General features: G+C 67.0%; 15 protein-coding genes. 4 read left to right on the plus strand and 11 right to left on the minus strand.

Annotated features, from left to right (window positions below; translation table 11 throughout):
* Window positions 1–82: 82 nt before the first annotated feature.
* From lexA to ACLMAJ_RS25290, 10 genes are all read right to left on the minus strand, one after another.
* Entirely contained in the window at window positions 83–745 is a 663-nt protein-coding gene (lexA, locus tag ACLMAJ_RS25245; RefSeq protein ID WP_412016305.1) for a transcriptional repressor LexA, read from the minus strand.
* Window positions 746–881: 136 nt separating this feature from the next.
* Complete coding sequence (locus ACLMAJ_RS25250) at window positions 882–1,730, minus strand: DegV family protein (RefSeq protein ID WP_412016306.1); 849 nt, start codon at window positions 1,728–1,730, stop codon at window positions 882–884.
* A complete protein-coding gene (gene octT, locus ACLMAJ_RS25255; protein WP_412016439.1) occupies window positions 1,731–2,453 on the minus strand; it encodes a diglucosylglycerate octanoyltransferase in 723 nt (240 codons plus the stop codon).
* A gap of 751 nt (window positions 2,454–3,204) precedes the next feature.
* A complete protein-coding gene (locus ACLMAJ_RS25260; RefSeq protein WP_412016307.1) occupies window positions 3,205–3,864 on the minus strand; it encodes a histidine phosphatase family protein in 660 nt (219 codons plus the stop codon).
* Window positions 3,861–4,304, minus strand: coding sequence for a ribosome silencing factor (gene rsfS, locus ACLMAJ_RS25265; protein ID WP_412016308.1), 444 nt, complete (start codon window positions 4,302–4,304; stop codon window positions 3,861–3,863). The genes ACLMAJ_RS25260 and rsfS overlap by 4 nt, the downstream gene beginning before the upstream one ends.
* 28 nt (window positions 4,305–4,332) lie before the next feature.
* Window positions 4,333–4,974: a nicotinate-nucleotide adenylyltransferase gene (nadD, locus tag ACLMAJ_RS25270; RefSeq protein ID WP_412016309.1), complete on the minus strand. Its 642-nt coding sequence runs from the start codon at window positions 4,972–4,974 to the stop codon at window positions 4,333–4,335.
* Between the two features lie 69 nt (window positions 4,975–5,043).
* On the minus strand, window positions 5,044–5,766 hold the full coding sequence (locus tag ACLMAJ_RS25275) for an RsiV family protein (RefSeq protein WP_412016310.1): 723 nt from the start codon (window positions 5,764–5,766) through the stop codon (window positions 5,044–5,046).
* A 97-nt stretch (window positions 5,767–5,863) separates the two neighbouring features.
* Entirely contained in the window at window positions 5,864–7,255 is a 1,392-nt protein-coding gene (locus ACLMAJ_RS25280; protein WP_412016311.1) for a vWA domain-containing protein, read from the minus strand.
* Between the two features lie 38 nt (window positions 7,256–7,293).
* A complete protein-coding gene (locus ACLMAJ_RS25285; RefSeq protein WP_412016312.1) occupies window positions 7,294–8,169 on the minus strand; it encodes an AAA family ATPase in 876 nt (291 codons plus the stop codon).
* 60 nt (window positions 8,170–8,229) lie between these two features.
* Window positions 8,230–9,492 carry a glutamate-5-semialdehyde dehydrogenase gene (locus ACLMAJ_RS25290; protein ID WP_412016313.1) on the minus strand — a complete coding sequence of 421 codons (1,263 nt, stop codon included), beginning with the start codon at window positions 9,490–9,492 and terminating at the stop codon, window positions 8,230–8,232.
* Window positions 9,493–9,719: 227 nt separating this feature from the next.
* Between ACLMAJ_RS25290 and ACLMAJ_RS25295 the strand changes: the two genes are divergently transcribed.
* From ACLMAJ_RS25295 to ACLMAJ_RS25305, 3 genes are all read left to right on the plus strand, one after another.
* Entirely contained in the window at window positions 9,720–10,598 is an 879-nt protein-coding gene (locus ACLMAJ_RS25295) for a ribokinase (protein ID WP_412016314.1), read from the plus strand.
* 98 nt (window positions 10,599–10,696) lie between these two features.
* Window positions 10,697–12,073: a type I glutamate--ammonia ligase gene (locus ACLMAJ_RS25300; RefSeq protein ID WP_412016315.1), complete on the plus strand. Its 1,377-nt coding sequence runs from the start codon at window positions 10,697–10,699 to the stop codon at window positions 12,071–12,073.
* A 236-nt stretch (window positions 12,074–12,309) separates the two neighbouring features.
* Entirely contained in the window at window positions 12,310–13,533 is a 1,224-nt protein-coding gene (locus ACLMAJ_RS25305; RefSeq protein WP_412016316.1) for an RtcB family protein, read from the plus strand.
* A 62-nt stretch (window positions 13,534–13,595) separates the two neighbouring features.
* Here ACLMAJ_RS25305 and ACLMAJ_RS25310 read toward each other — a convergent pair whose 3' ends face one another.
* On the minus strand, window positions 13,596–14,078 hold the full coding sequence (locus tag ACLMAJ_RS25310) for a hypothetical protein (protein ID WP_412016317.1): 483 nt from the start codon (window positions 14,076–14,078) through the stop codon (window positions 13,596–13,598).
* A gap of 279 nt (window positions 14,079–14,357) precedes the next feature.
* Between ACLMAJ_RS25310 and ACLMAJ_RS25315 the strand changes: the two genes are divergently transcribed.
* Window positions 14,358–16,481, plus strand: a complete 2,124-nt coding sequence (locus tag ACLMAJ_RS25315; RefSeq protein WP_412016318.1) for a RecQ family ATP-dependent DNA helicase — start codon at window positions 14,358–14,360, stop codon at window positions 16,479–16,481.
* Window positions 16,482–16,515: the final 34 nt, after the last annotated feature.

Genomic DNA, 16,515 nt, shown 5'->3' on the forward strand with positions numbered 1-16,515 from the left:
GCTGGTCGCGGCGTCGAACAAAGGAATTTCACGGCCACGGCGCCGAAGTGTGGCCGGCGCCATGGCCTGCCGCGCCCCGCAGTCAGACCCTGCGCATCACCGAGACGACCCTGCCGAGCACCACAGCTTCATCACCGTCGATAACGGAGTAAGCGGGGTTACGCGGCTCGAGGTAGACGTGGCCGTTGCGGCGGCGGTACACCTTGACCGTGGCCTCGCCGTCGATCATCGCGGCGACGATCTCGCCCGAGTGGGCTTCATTCTGTTTCCGGATCACCACGATGTCGCCGTCGCAGATGGCGGCGTCGATCATCGAGTCACCGCGCACCCGCAGACCGAAAACCGTGCCTCGACCGACGAGTTCACGCGGCAGGGTCATCATGTCGTCGGTGTGCTCCTCCGCGAGGATCGGGCTGCCCGCCGCGATATCACCGACAACGGGCACCGCCACCGAATCGTCGGAGGACTCCCGCGGCGCGGCCGAAGCCAGAAACATCCGCACATCGATCGGCCGCGACATCGTCTCGCTGCGACGCAGAAACCCCTTGTCCTCCAAGCTCTTCAGATGCTTGGACACCGAAGACGACGACCGCAACCCCACCGCATCGCCGATCTCCCGACTGTTCGGCGGATACCCGTGCCGCACAACACAGTCCCGAATCGTGCTGAGAATCCGCTGCTGTCGCACTGGCAGCGTCGAAGTGTCGAGGTGCTCGAACGCATCGAGGTGGTCGTATCCGGTCACCCGGGAATGGTAGATGCCGCACCACCCACGAGCGGCACACCACGGAGTAACACATCGGCGTGTCGCCGCAGCCGCGTACCACTCACGGAGGCGATGACGCCCCCTTCGAATCGCCTGGGTATGGGGCTGCGGGTGGTCAGCCGCAGCCGCCGGGGACTACCAGGACGCCTACCGCGCCGGGGCCGAGGTGGACGCCGAGAGCGGGGCCGAATTCGGCGATGATCAGTTCGCGGATGCCGGGGATCAGCTCGCGCAGTTGGGTGGCCACGGTGTGGGCGACATCTTCCGCGCCTAGATGTTGGACGGCCACGGCCACGGCTGCGCCGTCGTTGCCTGCCGCATCGACCGCTGCCGCAACGAGTTTGGCGTATGCCTTGGAGCGGGTGCGGACCTTTTCGCGCAGCTCGAGACGGCCCTCGACGATCTGCAGGAGCGGTTTGGTGACCAGCTCGCTGCCGAAAAAAGCTGCGGCACTGCTCAATCGGCCGCCACGGCGCAGCTGCTCGGTGCGGTTCACCAGGATGAAGCTGCGCGAGCGGCTCGACGCGACGACGGCGGTCTCGTAGACAACGTCCAGCGCCGCGCCGGCACGCGCTCGGCGAGCCGCGCCGAGCACCGGCAGCCCGGTAGCCAGGCCCGCGCCGAGCGAGTCGACGAGACGGACACGGTCAGCGGCATCCATATCGCGCACCGCCTGCCTGCCCGCCTCCCAGGTCACCGAGAGCTGGCGCGAAAGATGCACGGCGACAACACCGTCACCCTCGCTACGCTCGAGTGCCTGTTCGTAGACCGCGCGCAGTTCGCCGGGCGAGGCCGCCGAGGTGGTGACGGTGTCCGAGGAATAGTCGATGTCGGTGGGATCGACGCCCTCACGGATCGCGCGATCGCCCACCAGGACGTGCAGCGGTACGACGGCGATATCCAGCTCATCGACGAGCTCGGCGGGGAGGCTGGCAGAGGAATCGGTGACGACCACAACGGCCAACTACCGAACCTCCTGCAGGGTCTTCACCATCGCATTGGCCACCGCGGTATGTCCGGCCCATCCCCAGTGGATGCCATCGGGGTTGGCCTCACCAGAGAAGATGTTGTCGCGCACCGCTTCGCCGAGATCGACCAGCGGCACCGAGGACTCGGCAGACCACTTGCGCAGTGCCCTCACCGCACGCTCACGACCGGAGTGCACGCGCCCGTAGGCAGTGCAGTTGTGCACCGAAGGCAGCACAGCCACGACCGGCAGTTCGGGTCGCAGGTGCGCCAACGCCTCCCGCGACTGTTCCAGATAATCGACGCTGACCTTCGGCGGCAGCGCCACCGGACGCCCGAGCCTCGACAGCTTTGGCTGTAGCCAGGTGTAGGTGCCGCGGACCATGCGCCGCAGGGCGGGCGGACGCACGTAGCGAATCAACTCGCGCAACGCGGTCGGCAGTGGCGAGGGCAACGTATCCATCCCACCGACCGCGAACACGACAGCACCAGCGCGCGGCACCGCGGCCCACACTCGCGGGTCGCCGATCAGCGCCCAGTACCCGTCGCGACAGGTCCAGCCGATTCGCCCGACCAGCTCGACATCCCAATCGAGTTCGGCACCAACGAGGTTGGGCCAGATCTGCGGATGATCCGCGGCCAACCCACCCTTCGGCCCGAAGTAGGACAGCGAATCCGCGATCACCAGCAATACCGGCCGCCCCGTGGACTGATTCGCCACCGCGGCGGAGTCCGCAACAGCGCCGACCGCATCCACGGAACTACCGGATTCGGCTGCCGTTGTACCCGATTCGGTAACGGAAACCTCAGTATCCGAGGCTGCCGACTCTCCTTCAAGACACTCGGCTTCTGTTGTGCCGAGCGCGGTGGCAACAGACCCCGCAGAACCGACGCTGCCCGCCGCAGCGGCTGCCGGTGCCCCGGCCTCGTTCGTGAGCGCACCAACGCTGGTAGCCGGTCGGGCCGGTTCGGCCGCGGGCTCGACAACGCCGGGCACAGATTCCACTGCCGCGGCAGACTCGATATCGAGAGCTGGTGCGTCGGCATCGACAGCGACCGTAGCAGCGACCGAATCCGTCTCAACGGGTACGGAATCGGCACCTCCTGGAGGTTCTCCGGCACCACCGGGCGGCGCGGCCGGACCTCCTGCGGACTGGGCGGCGTCTCCCACCGACTCGGCAGTTCCGGATATCGGCTCGGCAACTCCGGAGGCGGATTTCACTCCGCCGGATGCGGATTCGCCCTTGCCGGACGCAGACTCCACCGGCTGTGCTGCGGGTTCCGCTGCGGTGGAATCGGACTCGGCGGTGCCGCGCCCCGATTCCACTGTGCTCGCCTCGGGTTCGGCCGCAGCCTCGGGTTCGACAGGCTTCTGCACCGGCGCGGGTCCGAACAGTGCGTCGGGGGCAGCCCGTTCGGGCTTGGCCGATACGCGCCGGAACAGTTCGTCCGGAACCTGCCGAATCGGATCTTCAGAGGACATCGGGTGCCACTTTCGCCGCTGCGTTCCACACATCCAGGCGCCAGCCGGGTTGATCGATGCTCGGGCCGTGGCTGCTCAGCTGCACCCAGCTGGTATTGGCCAAACCCCCAAGGGCAGGCCAGTTCCGCGGCGGCAGGTCGAGCAGCGCGGCCGTGAGGGCGGCGATCAGCCCGCCGTGCGCCACCAGGATGATAGTCCGGCCCGGCCAATCCTGCCGGTCGGCGAACAATTCTCGCACCACCGGAAGTGACCGCGCGCCGACCTCGAGCTTGCTCTCGCCGCCGGGCGGGGTGTAGGCCGCGTCCAATCGCCAGGCCACCCGAGCCCCGGGATAGTCGGCGTCCACGTCGAGGTGGGTCAGGCCCTCCCAGTCGCCGAGATCGGTTTCCCGAAGCCGCGCATCTTTGACGACCGGCACCGTGGTGTGGTCGGCAAGTGCGGAGGCGGTATCGAGAGCGCGCCGCAGATCGGAGGACACGATGGCGATGGCGTTGCGCGAGACCAGCTCACGCGCCGCCTCCTTCGCCTGGCGGCGGCCGAGCTCGGTCAGGTCGGTATCGATCTGACCTTGCATCCGGTCGGAGGCATTCCATTCGGTCTGCCCGTGCCGCAACAGGATCAGGGTGCGGACGCCGGCATGTCTACTCACTCGGCGTCGTCCCCCGCTTCGCCGCGCTCAGACTCGCCGTTCACGGATTCGCCATTGCTCGCGACGGGCACGTTCCGCTCGCCGAGGCCGTCCACCGCGACCACCGGGCAGTCTTTCCAGAGCCGTTCCAGCGCATAGAAATTGCGCTCGTCATTGTGCTGGACATGCACAACCACATCGACGTAGTCGAGCAGCGCCCAGCGACCCTCGCGGGTACCCTCGCGCCGCACGGGCTTGTGCCCGGCCTCGCGCAGCCGCTCCTCGATATTGTCGACGATGGCGTTCACCTGCCGCTCGTTGGGCGCGGAGGCGATCACGAAGCAGTCGGTGATCACCAACTGCTCGGAGACATCGAGCACCACCACGTCGGAGGCCAGCTTCTCGTCGGCCGCACGGGCGGCAACCTGCGCGATCTCTACCGATTCGACAGATGCGCTCATGCCTGCACCTCGCTGCGCTTGCTCACGTTCAGCTACCTTCCGATTCTGCGGGCACGTACAGGTGCCGCTTAGATATGTACTGCACTACCCCGTCAGGGACGAGGTACCACACCGGCCGATTCTCGGCCGCGCGGCGACGGCATTCGCTCGACGAGATCGCCAAGGCCGGGACCTCGATCATGGTTACCGCATCGACCGGCAGGTCGCGCAGATGTTCCGCGAGATGATCGGCATTCAGCTCATACCCCGGTCGGCTCACCCCGACGAACTTCGCCAGTTCGAACAGTTCGGCCCAATCCTGCCATGTCAAGATGTTGGACAGAGCATCCGCTCCAGTGATGAAGTACAGCTCGGCATCCGGATAGGTGCTGCGCATCTCGCGCAGGGTGTCGACCGTGTACGTGGGTTTTCCCCGGTCGATGTCGACCCTGCTGACGGAGAATCGCGGGTTGGAGGCGGTCGCGATCACTGTCATCAGATAGCGATCCTCGGCGGGGCTGACCTGTTTGTCGGCCTTCTGCCAGGGCTGTCCGGCTGGGACGAAGATCACTTCATCCAGGTCGAAACGATTCGCGACCTCGCTGGCCGCGACCAAGTGACCGTGATGGATGGGGTCGAAGGTGCCACCCATCACCCCCAGCTTGCGTCGGCGCCGACCTGTCTCGTGCATGAGTGCCGAGCTTAACGGTTGCCCGCCCGCGACGTCGGCGAGCGTGCGCTCAGCGCGCATTCCCTCCCGTCAACTGCTGACGACTGCCAGCAGACCAGGCTTCAAAACACCCTCCAGCGCGGACCACGGCACGGTGAGGTCGATATAACCCATCGCATGCGAGGCGAGCTCGCCGAGGTAGATGCGCATACCTGCCGGTGTCGCCACCCAGCGCTCGAAGTTCTGTACCTTCGGCTCGAGGTCTTCCTTGAAGTAGAAGTTCGTTCCGACCCGAGTCTTGGGGAGCAGTTCCGTCGCCTGCGTCGAGAGCACATTCAGCCCCTGCTGCAAGTCGGTGAACAGATCGGGCAGGGTGAGCGGCGCCGCGGTGTCGATGTTCGTGACATGGGTGGCCTTGAAGGTCGCCGGATGCGCGCCGCCGGTGTCGACTTCGATCCCCAACACGCCGCTGAGCACGTGACTGCCGATACGAGTGATCTCACTCCGGAATCCGGTGACCTTGACTTCCGGCCCGGCTTCCCGGATGAATTTGTCCGCTTCCGCGCGCATGCCATTGTTGAATTCGGTACGCGCGTCTTCTTTTCCACCGGCCACCTGCGGCAGATCTACGTTGTAGCCCACGCCTTCCAGACGCACCGAGCTCACGGTGAAGCCCCAAGTCGAGTCGGGCGCCGGTGACGTGGTGGTGGAAGTGCTGGGTACCGGGTTGGCCGAGCCGGCCTCCTCGGTGGATCCACATGCGGTGAGCACAACAGCCAACGCGGCGGCCACTATGGCTGCGGTCTTCTTCATTCGCGGTACCTCCCCAGACGATGCCGGTACAGCTTAGTGATCAACCGCGGGATCGTCGGCGATCACCGCCGCATGTCGCACAGGCCGCATCGGGTTCTCACACCGGCAGTAGGCGAGACACCACGGCGGTCAACTGGCTGGCGGAGCGACATTCGTGCATCTCGATCACCTGCCGGTACTTGTCGGCGGCGGAATCACCCGAACCCCAGTTGGTTTGCATCTCCGGATTGAGCCAGTGCGCGTGCTTGGCGGTACGCACCAGCGACCGCAATGTCTCCAGTTCGGGGTCGCGGTAATTGGTGCGCGCGTCGCCGAGGATCAGCAGTGAACTGCGGGCGGTGACAGCATCGGGGAAGTTTCTGGCGAATCCCGCCAGCGCGTGGCCGTAGTCGGAGTGTCCGTCCATGCCGACGACGCCCGACTCGGTGAAGATCCTGGTCATCGCCTCGTCCAACTGGGTGCGCGGATCGAAGAACTGCGTCACCTCGTCGGTCTGGTCGACGAAAGCGAAAATCCGCACCCGCGAGAATTGTTCGCGCAGCGCGCTGACCATCAACAGGGTGAAGTTACTGAAGCCTGCCACCGAGCCGGACACGTCGCACAGCAGGACCAGCTCGGGACGCCCCGGCCGCGGCTTGCGATTCACCAGGTCGACGGGCACGCCGCCGGTCGACATCGACTTGCGCAGCGTCTTGCGCATATCGATCTCCCCGCGACGGGAGTGCCTGCGCCGCACCGCGAGCCGCGAGGCGAGGATGCGCGCGAGCCGTTGGGTGCTTCGCCGCATTTCGATCAGCTCGGATTCCGAGGCGCGCAGGAAGTCGACCTCCTCGGCTTGACGGGCGACACCATAACTCGCGACTCGCTCGCGGCCGATCCGCTCGGCGACTCGCCGCCGGGTCTCCGCTTCCACCGATGCCCGGAACTTGTCGATGCGGGCGCGCGCGGCGCGGCGGGCGATCTCGGTGTCGAACGCGCTGACATCCGGCCCGGCCACCAGTCCGGCCAGAATCTTGGCGAGCAAGGTCTGCGGCTGCACGTCTTTCAATGCCTGATATGCCGAGAACGACGACCGGCTCGCGGACTGATACTGGCCGAGCTGATCGACGAGCTGGGCGGCAAGCGCCTCCAGCTGGGCTTCGGCCGATCCCCCGGTCAACAGTTGCGCGAGCAGTTCCCGCACCGCCTGGATATCCACTTCGCCCGAGGGCGTCCTCGGAATCTCGACCAAGTCCTCGACCCCGGTACGCTCCCCGATCGCGCTCGGAAACCACAGATCGAACAGTCCGTCGAAGGTCGCACGATGGGTGTTGCGACGCAAAAGCGCACAGGCCAGTCCCTCGCGCAATACCTCGCGGTCCATCAGGTCGAGCACGGTCACCACTCGGCCCGCGTCCACCGTCTCCGAGGGACCCACCGGAATACCGCGCGTGCGCATAGCCTCGACGAATCCGACGAGGTGCCCCGGCAATCCGTGTGGCGCGCTCATCGGCGTGAGTTCCGCAGGGCCCGGTCCCGCAGGCATGCTCAGGCCAGCTTCAGCTCGGCGACCGCACGCTGGTGGTCGGCCTGATGTTTGAGCACGACACCGAGGGTGGCGCGCACCGTCTTGTCGTCGAGATCGTTGAGCCCGAGTGCGAGCAGCGTGCGGCCCCAGTCGATCGACTCGGCGACCGAGGGCAGCTTCTTGAGCTGCATGCCGCGCAGCACGTGCACGATCCGCACCAGTTGGGCGGCGACCACGGCGGACAACTCCGGCACCCTGCTGGCAAGGATGCGGCGCTCCAGCTCCTCGTCGGGGAAGTCGAGGTGCAGGTAGAGGCAGCGGCGTTTGAGGGCCTCCGACAGCTCGCGGGTGGCGTTGGAGGTCAGCACAACGAACGGCTTGCGCTCGGCGACGATGGTGCCCAGTTCCGGGACGGTGACCGCGAAGTCGCTGAGCACCTCGAGCAGCAGGCCCTCGATCTCGACGTCGGCCTTGTCGGTCTCGTCGATGAGCAGCACGGTCGGCTCGGTGCGCCGGATCGCGGTCAGCAGCGGCCGGGAGAGCAGGAACTCCTCGGTGAAGACGTCGGCTTTGGTCTCCTCCCAGTCGTTTTCGCTGGAGGCCTGGATGCGCAGGATCTGCTTGGCGTGATTCCACTCGTAGAGTGCGCGGGCCTCGTCCACGCCCTCGTAGCACTGCAGGCGAACCAGCTCGGCGCCCGCGGTCTGCGCCACCGCCCTGGCAAGCTCGGTCTTGCCGACACCGGCGGGTCCCTCGATCAGTAGCGGCTTGCCGAGCCGGTCGGCAAGGAATACCGAAGTGGCGGTGGCCTTGTCGGCCAGGTAGCCGGTGGTCGCCAGCCGTTCGATCACGTCGTCGACCGAGGTGAAAATCGGCTCTTGCGGTGCATCCGCCACGGGGTTGTCCTTCCTGGGGGTGAGCGGACCAGCCGCCGCACGCCTCAACTATCCAGAGCTTTAAACGGGCCGGATCTGGCCTTCGCCCCACACGATCCACTTGGTGGAGGTCAATTCCGGCAGCGCCATCGGGCCGCGGGCGTGCAACTTCTGAGTAGAGATGCCGATCTCCGCGCCGAAGCCGAACTGCTCACCGTCGGTGAACGCGGTGGAAGCGTTCACCATGACCGCGGCCGCATCGACGCGGCTGGTGAATTCGTGCGCCGCGGCGAGCTCGCCGGTGACGATGGCTTCGGTGTGCCCGGTGCCCCAGGTGTTGATGTGCTCGACGGCCGCGTCGAGATCCTCGACCACCTTGAGCGCGATGTCGAGGGTGAGGTACTCCTCGCCCCAATCCTTCTGGTTGGCGGGCACCAGGCCGGGCAGGTCACCGTGGACGGTGACGCCGTGGCGTTCCAGTGCTTCGATCAGGTGCGGCACCGCGGTGGTGGCGATCGCGTCGTCGACGAGCACCGTCTCGATCGCGTTGCACACGCTCGGGCGACGGGTCTTGCCGTTGATCAGGATCTTCTCGGCCATGTCCAGATCCGCGGCGGAATGCACGTAGAGGTGGCAGTTGCCGGTGCCGGTCTCGATGGTCGGCACCGTCGCGTCACGGACGACCGCGTTGATAAGGCCTGCGCCGCCGCGCGGGATAACCACGTCGACAAGGCCGCGCGCTTGGATCAGATGGGTCACACTCGAGCGATCGGCGCTGGGCAGCAGCTGTACGGCGTCTTCCGGAATGCCTTGTGTGGCAAGCGCTTCCCGCAGCACCTCGACGAGGGCGACGTTCGAATGTGCCGCAGAGGACGACCCGCGCAACAGCACGGCATTGCCGGACTTCAGTGCCAGCCCGAACGCGTCGACGGTGACATTCGGCCGCGCCTCGTACACCATGCCGACCACGCCGAGCGGCACCCGAACCTGGCGAATCGCCAGGCCGTTGGGCAGCGTCGAACCGCGAATCACCGTCCCGATCGGATCCGGCAGCCCGGCGACCTGACGCAGGCCGGAGGCGATGCCGTCGACCCTGGACTTGGTCAGCCGCAGCCGGTCGAGCAGCGACTCCTCGATGCCGGCCGACTTCGCCACCAGCAAATCCTCGACATTGGCGTCGAGCACCTTGTCGGCGGAGCCGAGCAGTGCATCGGCCGCGGCATGCAACGCGGCATCCTTCTGCGCGGTGGTCAGCCCAGCAAGTACACGGGACGCGATGCGAGCTTTGCGCGCGGCCTCGTGCACCACCTCGCGGGTATGCTCGGTCGTCGTACCTGACGTCATGGGGTACAGCCTACGCACCCGGTTGCTACCGGTTTCACCCGCTCGAGGCCGTCCGTACTGCCCCGACGAACAGGCCCGCGCGCCCGCGCGAGGTCATAACGAACGTCCGCCGGAATCGGGATCGCGAAGGCCATACGAACGCCCGCCGGAAGCGGGCGCCGTTGCCGAGCAGTGCGCGCACGGCCCATGTGAGACCGAAACCGAGCGCTGGGACTACCGTCGCGCGTATGACCGCCGACTCGAGCAAGCCCGCCATCGCCGTGCTTGGCAGCATCAATATGGACCTTGTCACCACCACTGAACAGCGCCCAGCGCCGGGCGAAACCGTGCTCGGCACCGGATTCACCATGGTGCCCGGCGGCAAGGGCGCCAATCAGGCGATCGCGGCACAGCGCGCCGGCGGTGCCGTGGACTTCCTCGGCGCGGTCGGCGACGACGTGTTCGCCGATGAGCTGCGCGGTGTATTGAGCGATTCGGGTGTCGACACCGGGCGACTGCGGACTGTCGCCGGTCCCAGCGGAATCGCCGCGATCGTTGTCGATTCCGGCGGCGAGAACAGCATCATCGTGGTCGGCGGGGCCAACACGACCATGACCGGCCTCACCGACGAAGATCTTGCGGTCATCGCGGCGGCCGATATTCTGCTGTGCCAGTTGGAAATTCCAGTCGAGACGGTGGTGGCGGCGGTAATGCACGCGAGCGCGAACGAAACCGTCGTCATCCTGAATCCCTCTCCGGCCCAACACCTGATGGCCGATCTGTGGGCGCATGTCGATGTGGCGGTGGTCAATTCGGGCGAAGCCAAGCAACTGGGCTCCGATCTCGATCCCGTCGCGCATCTGGTGGTCACCCACGGTGCGGACGGCGCGACCTACCGCGGCCCCAACGGCCGTGAGCTGTCGCAGCCGAGCCCGCCGGTCGAGGCGATCGACACCACCGGCGCGGGCGACACCTTCACGGGCGCTCTCGCCGCCGCCTGGCACCACGGGCCGCAGACAGCACTGGCGTGGGCGTGCACGGCAGGTGCGCTGGCGACGACCACACTCGGCGCGAGTTCCTCGATACCGACACGGGATCGCATCGAGGCGGCGCTCCCGACGGAATAGCGCACCTGGGCTGCGCTTGCGGCGCGGTTACCCGATATCGAACACGCTGGCGCCGAGTCTGCTCCGACCGTGGCCGCCGACGATTATCGTTACGGTTCGTGCCAACCAAGCCGGAGCGCATACCTGCCGACGACGACGCGGAGGCCATGATCGGCAGGCTGGGCGCCGATATGATCATGCTGTCGTTCGTGGACAACGCCGGTATCACCCGGGTGAAGACGGTGCCGAGATCCCGGCTCGCGCATGCGGTGCAGTATGGGATCGGGGTGTCGCCGTGCTTCGAGACGTTCGCGTTCGACGATCTGATGGCCGTCGGGCGGTATCTCGGTGGCCCTGACGGTGATCTACGCCTGGTTCCTGATATGTCCCGGCTTACCGAACTCGCCTGCCAGCATGGCTGGGCCTGGGCACCCGCCGACAAGTTCACCCAGGACGGCGCGCGTTTCACCGCGTGTCAGCGCGCCTATGCGGCGCGGCAAACCGAGGCGGCGCAGCGAGTGGGCGTGCGATTGTCGATGGCCTTCGAGACCGAGTGGTCGGTCGGACGGGACGATCCCGACGACCGCGCCTTCACCCCCGCCGTGCACGGCCCGGCCTACGGCATAATTCGTTTCGGCCAGGTCGGCGATTACGCCCACGATCTGGTCAACGCGCTACAGCGGCAAGGGATCACCGTCGAGCAGTTCCATCCCGAATACGGGCTGTCACAACTGGAACTGTCTGTCGCCGCGACGGATCCGGTCGCGGCCGCCGACGATGCGGTGCTTGTGCGGCACACCATTCGGCAGGTCAGCCTGCAACACGGTTGGCGAGCGCTGCTCGCGCCCTGCATCGAACCCGGCGGCACCGGTTCCGGTGCCCACCTACACCTTTCGGCACACGACAAGGAAGGGTCACTGTTCGTCCACGGCTCCGGCCCGTATGGCATGCGCCATACCGGCGAGTCGTTCCTGGCCGGTGTGCTGCGCGAACTGCCCGCCCTGATCGCCGTCGGCGCGGGTAATCCGGCGAGCTTCCTGCGCTTGGAACCGTCACGGTGGGCCGGGATTTGGCAATGCTGGGGCCGCGAGACCAGGGAGGCGGCGCTGCGTTACGTCACCGGCGTGCGCGGCACCGAAGCATGGGCGGCAAACGCCGAGGTCAAGTGCTTCGATGCGACCGGAAATCCGTACCTGATCGTCGGCTCGGTCATCGCAGCCGGGCTCGCGGGCATGGATGAAGAACTTCGGCTGCCCGCCGAAATTACCGGCGACCCGGCCACATTCGATGCCGAAGCGATGATGATCTCCGGTGTTCGTCGACTGCCGATCTCACCGGCGGAGGCAGCCGACCGGCTTGCGGAGTCCACCGTGCTCGCCGTGGCCATGGGGCCCGAACTATACGATGCGCTGCTCACCGTGCGTCGCGCCGAGACCGAACGCTATCGGGACGCCACCCCCGCGGAGCTGGTCGAGCTGACGCGCTGGCGGTTCTAGCGGTGCTCACCGACGACGTCCCGCTCACCGATCAGCCGGCAGAAGTCGGTGTCGTTCGCGGGCCTGTACCTGGTGGCAGGCCAGGATCCCCTGGTCCGGCGCGACGAGGCGGCGCATGGAAGCTGTGCGGGCTTTCCGCCGACTTCGTGGTCCGTAACCGCGAATAATGGAGTGCGGAGGCGGACGCACGGCCTCTAGCGTTGTGGAGACAGATCAATCGAGAGAAGGATGTTTCCATGTTTCCCGTCGAGCTGCGCGGTACCCGAGCGCAGACGCTGATGTGGGCCGAAGAGCACGACATCGAGCAGGCCGCGCTGCGGCAGTTGCGCAATATCGCGCAATTGCGCTGGGTGTACGGCGTGCGCGTGATGCCGGACGTGCACCTCGGCAAGGGCGCGACGGTCGGCTCGGTCATCGCGATGAAGGACGCGGTGGCACCCGCCGCCGTCGGTGTCGACATCGGCTGCGGCATGGAGAGCGTGAAGACCGATCTGACCGCCGCCGACCTGCCGGACAACTTGCATTCGCTGCGCTCGCGCATCGAAGCGGCGGTGCCGGTGGGTTTCCAGGCGCACAAGGACGCGGTCGATATCGCTCGGCTCGGCACGGAATTCGCCGCGTCGCACGGCGAGCTCGCCAGGTACAAGACGGGCTGGAATCGGTTCTGGTCGTCCTTCGGTTCGTTGGATTCCGGCGTGCAAGCGCTGGAGTCCAAGGCGCACAGGCAGATCGGCTCGCTGGGCGGCGGCAATCATTTCATCGAGCTATGCCTCGACGAGCACGATTCGGTATGGATTCTGCTGCATTCCGGCAGCAGGAATATCGGTAAGGAACTCGCCGAGCGGCACATGGCCGTGGCACGGACGCTGCCGCACAACACCGATCTGCCAGACCGCGATCTGGCCGTATTCCTTTCCGGCACACCGGAGATGGATGCCTATCGGCGCGATCTGACCTGGGCGCAGGAATATGCGGCGCGTAACCGTGCGGTGATGCTGTCGCTGGTCTGCCGCGCGGTACGAGACGAGTTCGCCGGACGTCATGTGCTTTTCGACGAGCCGGTGTCGTGCCACCACAACTATGTGGCGGAGGAGCTGATCGACGGTATGCCGATGCTGGTGACCCGCAAGGGCGCGGTGCGAGCGGGAGCGGGCGACCTCGCGCTGATCCCCGGCTCGATGGGCACCCGCTCGTATGTGGTGCGCGGCAAGGGAAATCCGGCCTCGTTCCAGTCGGCATCGCATGGTGCGGGACGGCGGATGAGCCGTAATGCGGCCAAGAAGCAGTTCACCGTCGCCGACCTGATCGCCCAGACCGAGGGTGTCGAGTCCCGCAAGGACGCGGGCGTCGTCGACGAGATCCCGGCCGCGTACAAGGACATCGACGAGGTCATCGCCGCGCAGCGGGACCTGGTCGACATCGTCGCCACCCTGCGCCAGGTGCTCTGCGTCAAGGGCTGAGCCGGGTCGGACCGCGCCCACCGGGTGTGTGGGCGCGGTCCGCGGCGGCGGGCCCGGCCGGGTCAGCGGCGGCGCATGGTCGCGGCGATGCCGGAGCCGATCAGGAGCATGCCGGTGATCAGGGCGAAGCCGTTCATCAGCCAGGCGTGCAGCGCTTGATGCATCTCGCCGGAGAGACGGGGTAGGTCTTCGACGAATCGCCAGGTGTCGTCGGGGAAGGTGAAGTGGGCGATGCCAGGGATGATGCCCCAGACCAGGCCCGCGATAACCGTCCCGAACGGCGAGTAGCCTGCCAGCGTCGCGACCAGGAACAGCAGTAGCGCGCCCCCGACCATCTGGGAGGTGGATCCCCACCGCGCGCCCGCGTCACCGAAGATGACCCATTCGCGGGTGTCGAGCGCGCCGTTGGCGGCGAGTCCGATACCGATCGGCGTCACAACCAGCCCGATCAGGGTGCCGACGACCGTCCTGACCCCGTTGCCCCTGGTGCGGAACTGGGCGCCGGGCGGCGACCAACCTGGCGGTGGCTGATAGCTGCTCGACATGGTGTACCTCCTGCGCGGTCCCACGGTGCAGTGCGAATCCTCTCACCCTATTGTCCGTTGTCCAGCGGGATTTCACATTTCGTAACGGGAACGGCTCCAGGACAAGTCGGTGCCCAGCCGGTGTCCGGACGCAACGGGCCGGCCCTGCGGCACCGAGTCGGTTCGCCGTAGCCGATATGCAGAGCCGCCTGCCCGATCACGTCGACGGCGACCGCGTCGCGCGGCCACCTGCGACGGCGGGCCGGACGCCTGTCGGTGCCATCCGGCACGATGGAGCCCATGACCACGGCGGCGCACAGCGAAGCGATCGACCTCACCGCACCAGATCTGCGTGAGCGAGCCGAGGAACTGCTGCGCGAACTCGCGGGACCGCAGGCGCGGCTGCGCGAGGATCAGTGGACCGCGATCGAGGCACTGGTGGTGCAGCGGCGGCGGGCGCTGGTGGTGCAGCGCACCGGCTGGGGTAAGTCGGCGGTGTATTTCATCGCGGCCAAACTGCTGCGCAGGGCGGGGCGCGGGCCGACAGTGATCGTGTCGCCGTTGCTCGCGCTGATGCGTAACCAGGTCGCGGCCGCGCAGCGCGCGGGAGTTGTCGCCGCGACCATCAACTCGGGCAACGTCACCGAATGGGACGAGATCCACGATCAGGTGGCGGCGGGCGATGTGGACGTGCTGCTCGTCAGTCCGGAGCGGCTGAACAACCCCGACTTTCGCGACCAGGTACTGCCGAAACTGGCCGCCGACGCCGGGCTTGTCGTCATCGACGAGGCGCACTGTGTCTCCGACTGGGGGCACGATTTCCGGCCCGACTATCGCCGTATCCGTACGTTGATCGCCGATCTCGGCAGCGATGTTCCGGTACTCGCCACCACCGCGACGGCCAACGATCGGGTGGTCACCGATGTCGCAACACAGATCGGCACCGACACGCTGGTGCTGCGCGGCACACTGGATCGGGAGTCGCTGCATCTATCGGTGGTGCGTTTCGCCGACGCGGTCGAGCGCACCGCCTGGCTGAGCGGCCACCTCGGCAAGCTCTCGGGTTCCGGCATCGTCTACACCCTCACCGTCGCCGCCGCGCACGATCTCGCCGACGTCTTGAATTCGCACGGACACAATGTCGCCGCCTACACCGGGCAGACCGACACCGCCGAACGCGAGGCGCTGGAGACCGCGCTGCTGAACAACGAGGTCAAGGCGCTCATCGCGACCTCAGCACTGGGTATGGGCTTCGACAAACCCGATCTCGGTTTCGTTGTGCACGTCGGCGCGCCGTCCTCCCCCATCGCCTACTACCAGCAGGTCGGCCGTGCGGGTCGCGGGACCGAGCGCGCCGAGGTAGTGCTGCTTCCCGGCCCGGAGGACACCAGGATCTGGAGTTACTTCACCTCGGTCGCCTTTCCGCGTGAACACCTCGTGCGGTCGGTGCTGGACGCGCTCGATTTCGATAGGGCCATATCGACCGCCGCGCTGGAGCCATTGGTCGAGCTGAACCGCTCCCGGCTGGAGATGGTGCTCAAGGTGCTCGATGTCGACGGCGCGGTGCGTAGGGTGCGCGGCGGCTGGATCGCGACCGGCCAGGAATGGACATACGACACCGACCGCTATGAGCGTCTCGCCGCGGCGCGCGAGGTCGAACAGCAGGCCATGATCGATTATCAGTCCACCGCCGGTTGCCGGATGCAATTCCTGCGCCGTCAGCTCGACGACCCGGGATTACCTGCGCTGGAAGGGAATTCACCCGGCTGCGGCCGCTGCGACAACTGCACGGGCACCCGCCCCGACGCCACCGTCGACGCCGAGGCCATCGCCGCCACCCGAGCCCGTCTCGACCGGCCCGGCCTCGATCTCGCACCACGTAAACAGTGGCCGACGGGCATGTCGAAACTCGGAATTCCCTTGTCCGGCAAGATTTCCGGCGGCGCCGAAGTCGGCCGCGTGCTGGGCAGGCTCACCGATCTCGGCTGGGGCCAACGCCTGCGTACCCTCCTGGACGCCCCCGACGACCCTATCCCCGACGCGGTCTTCGACGCCTGCATCGCGGTCCTGCGCGACTGGAACTGGACAACCCGCCCGACCTCGGTGATGGCCCTGGAATCCCCCCGGTACCCGGTCCTGACCGCCACCCTCGCGGCACGCCTTGCCGAAGTAGGCCGCCTCCGCGACCTCGGCACCATGCAAACCCGCCCCGGCAGCCCGCCCGTCTCGGCCGCCAACTCCGCCCACCGGGTGGCCGCCCTGCACAACTCCTGGCTGATCCCCGATCTCGGTTCGGTAGACGGCCCGATCCTGCTGGTGGACACTCTCACCGACACCGGTTGGACCATGACCCTCGCCACCCAAGCCCTCCGCGCCGCCGGAGCACCCGCGATACTTCCCTTCGCCCTGGCCACACCCACATGACGAACTAGGCAGCGCGCCACGATCGGCCGGTCTC

It is taken from the genome of Nocardia arseniciresistens (genome assembly GCF_046764875.1).
GTDB lineage: Bacteria > Actinomycetota > Actinomycetes > Mycobacteriales > Mycobacteriaceae > Nocardia > Nocardia arseniciresistens.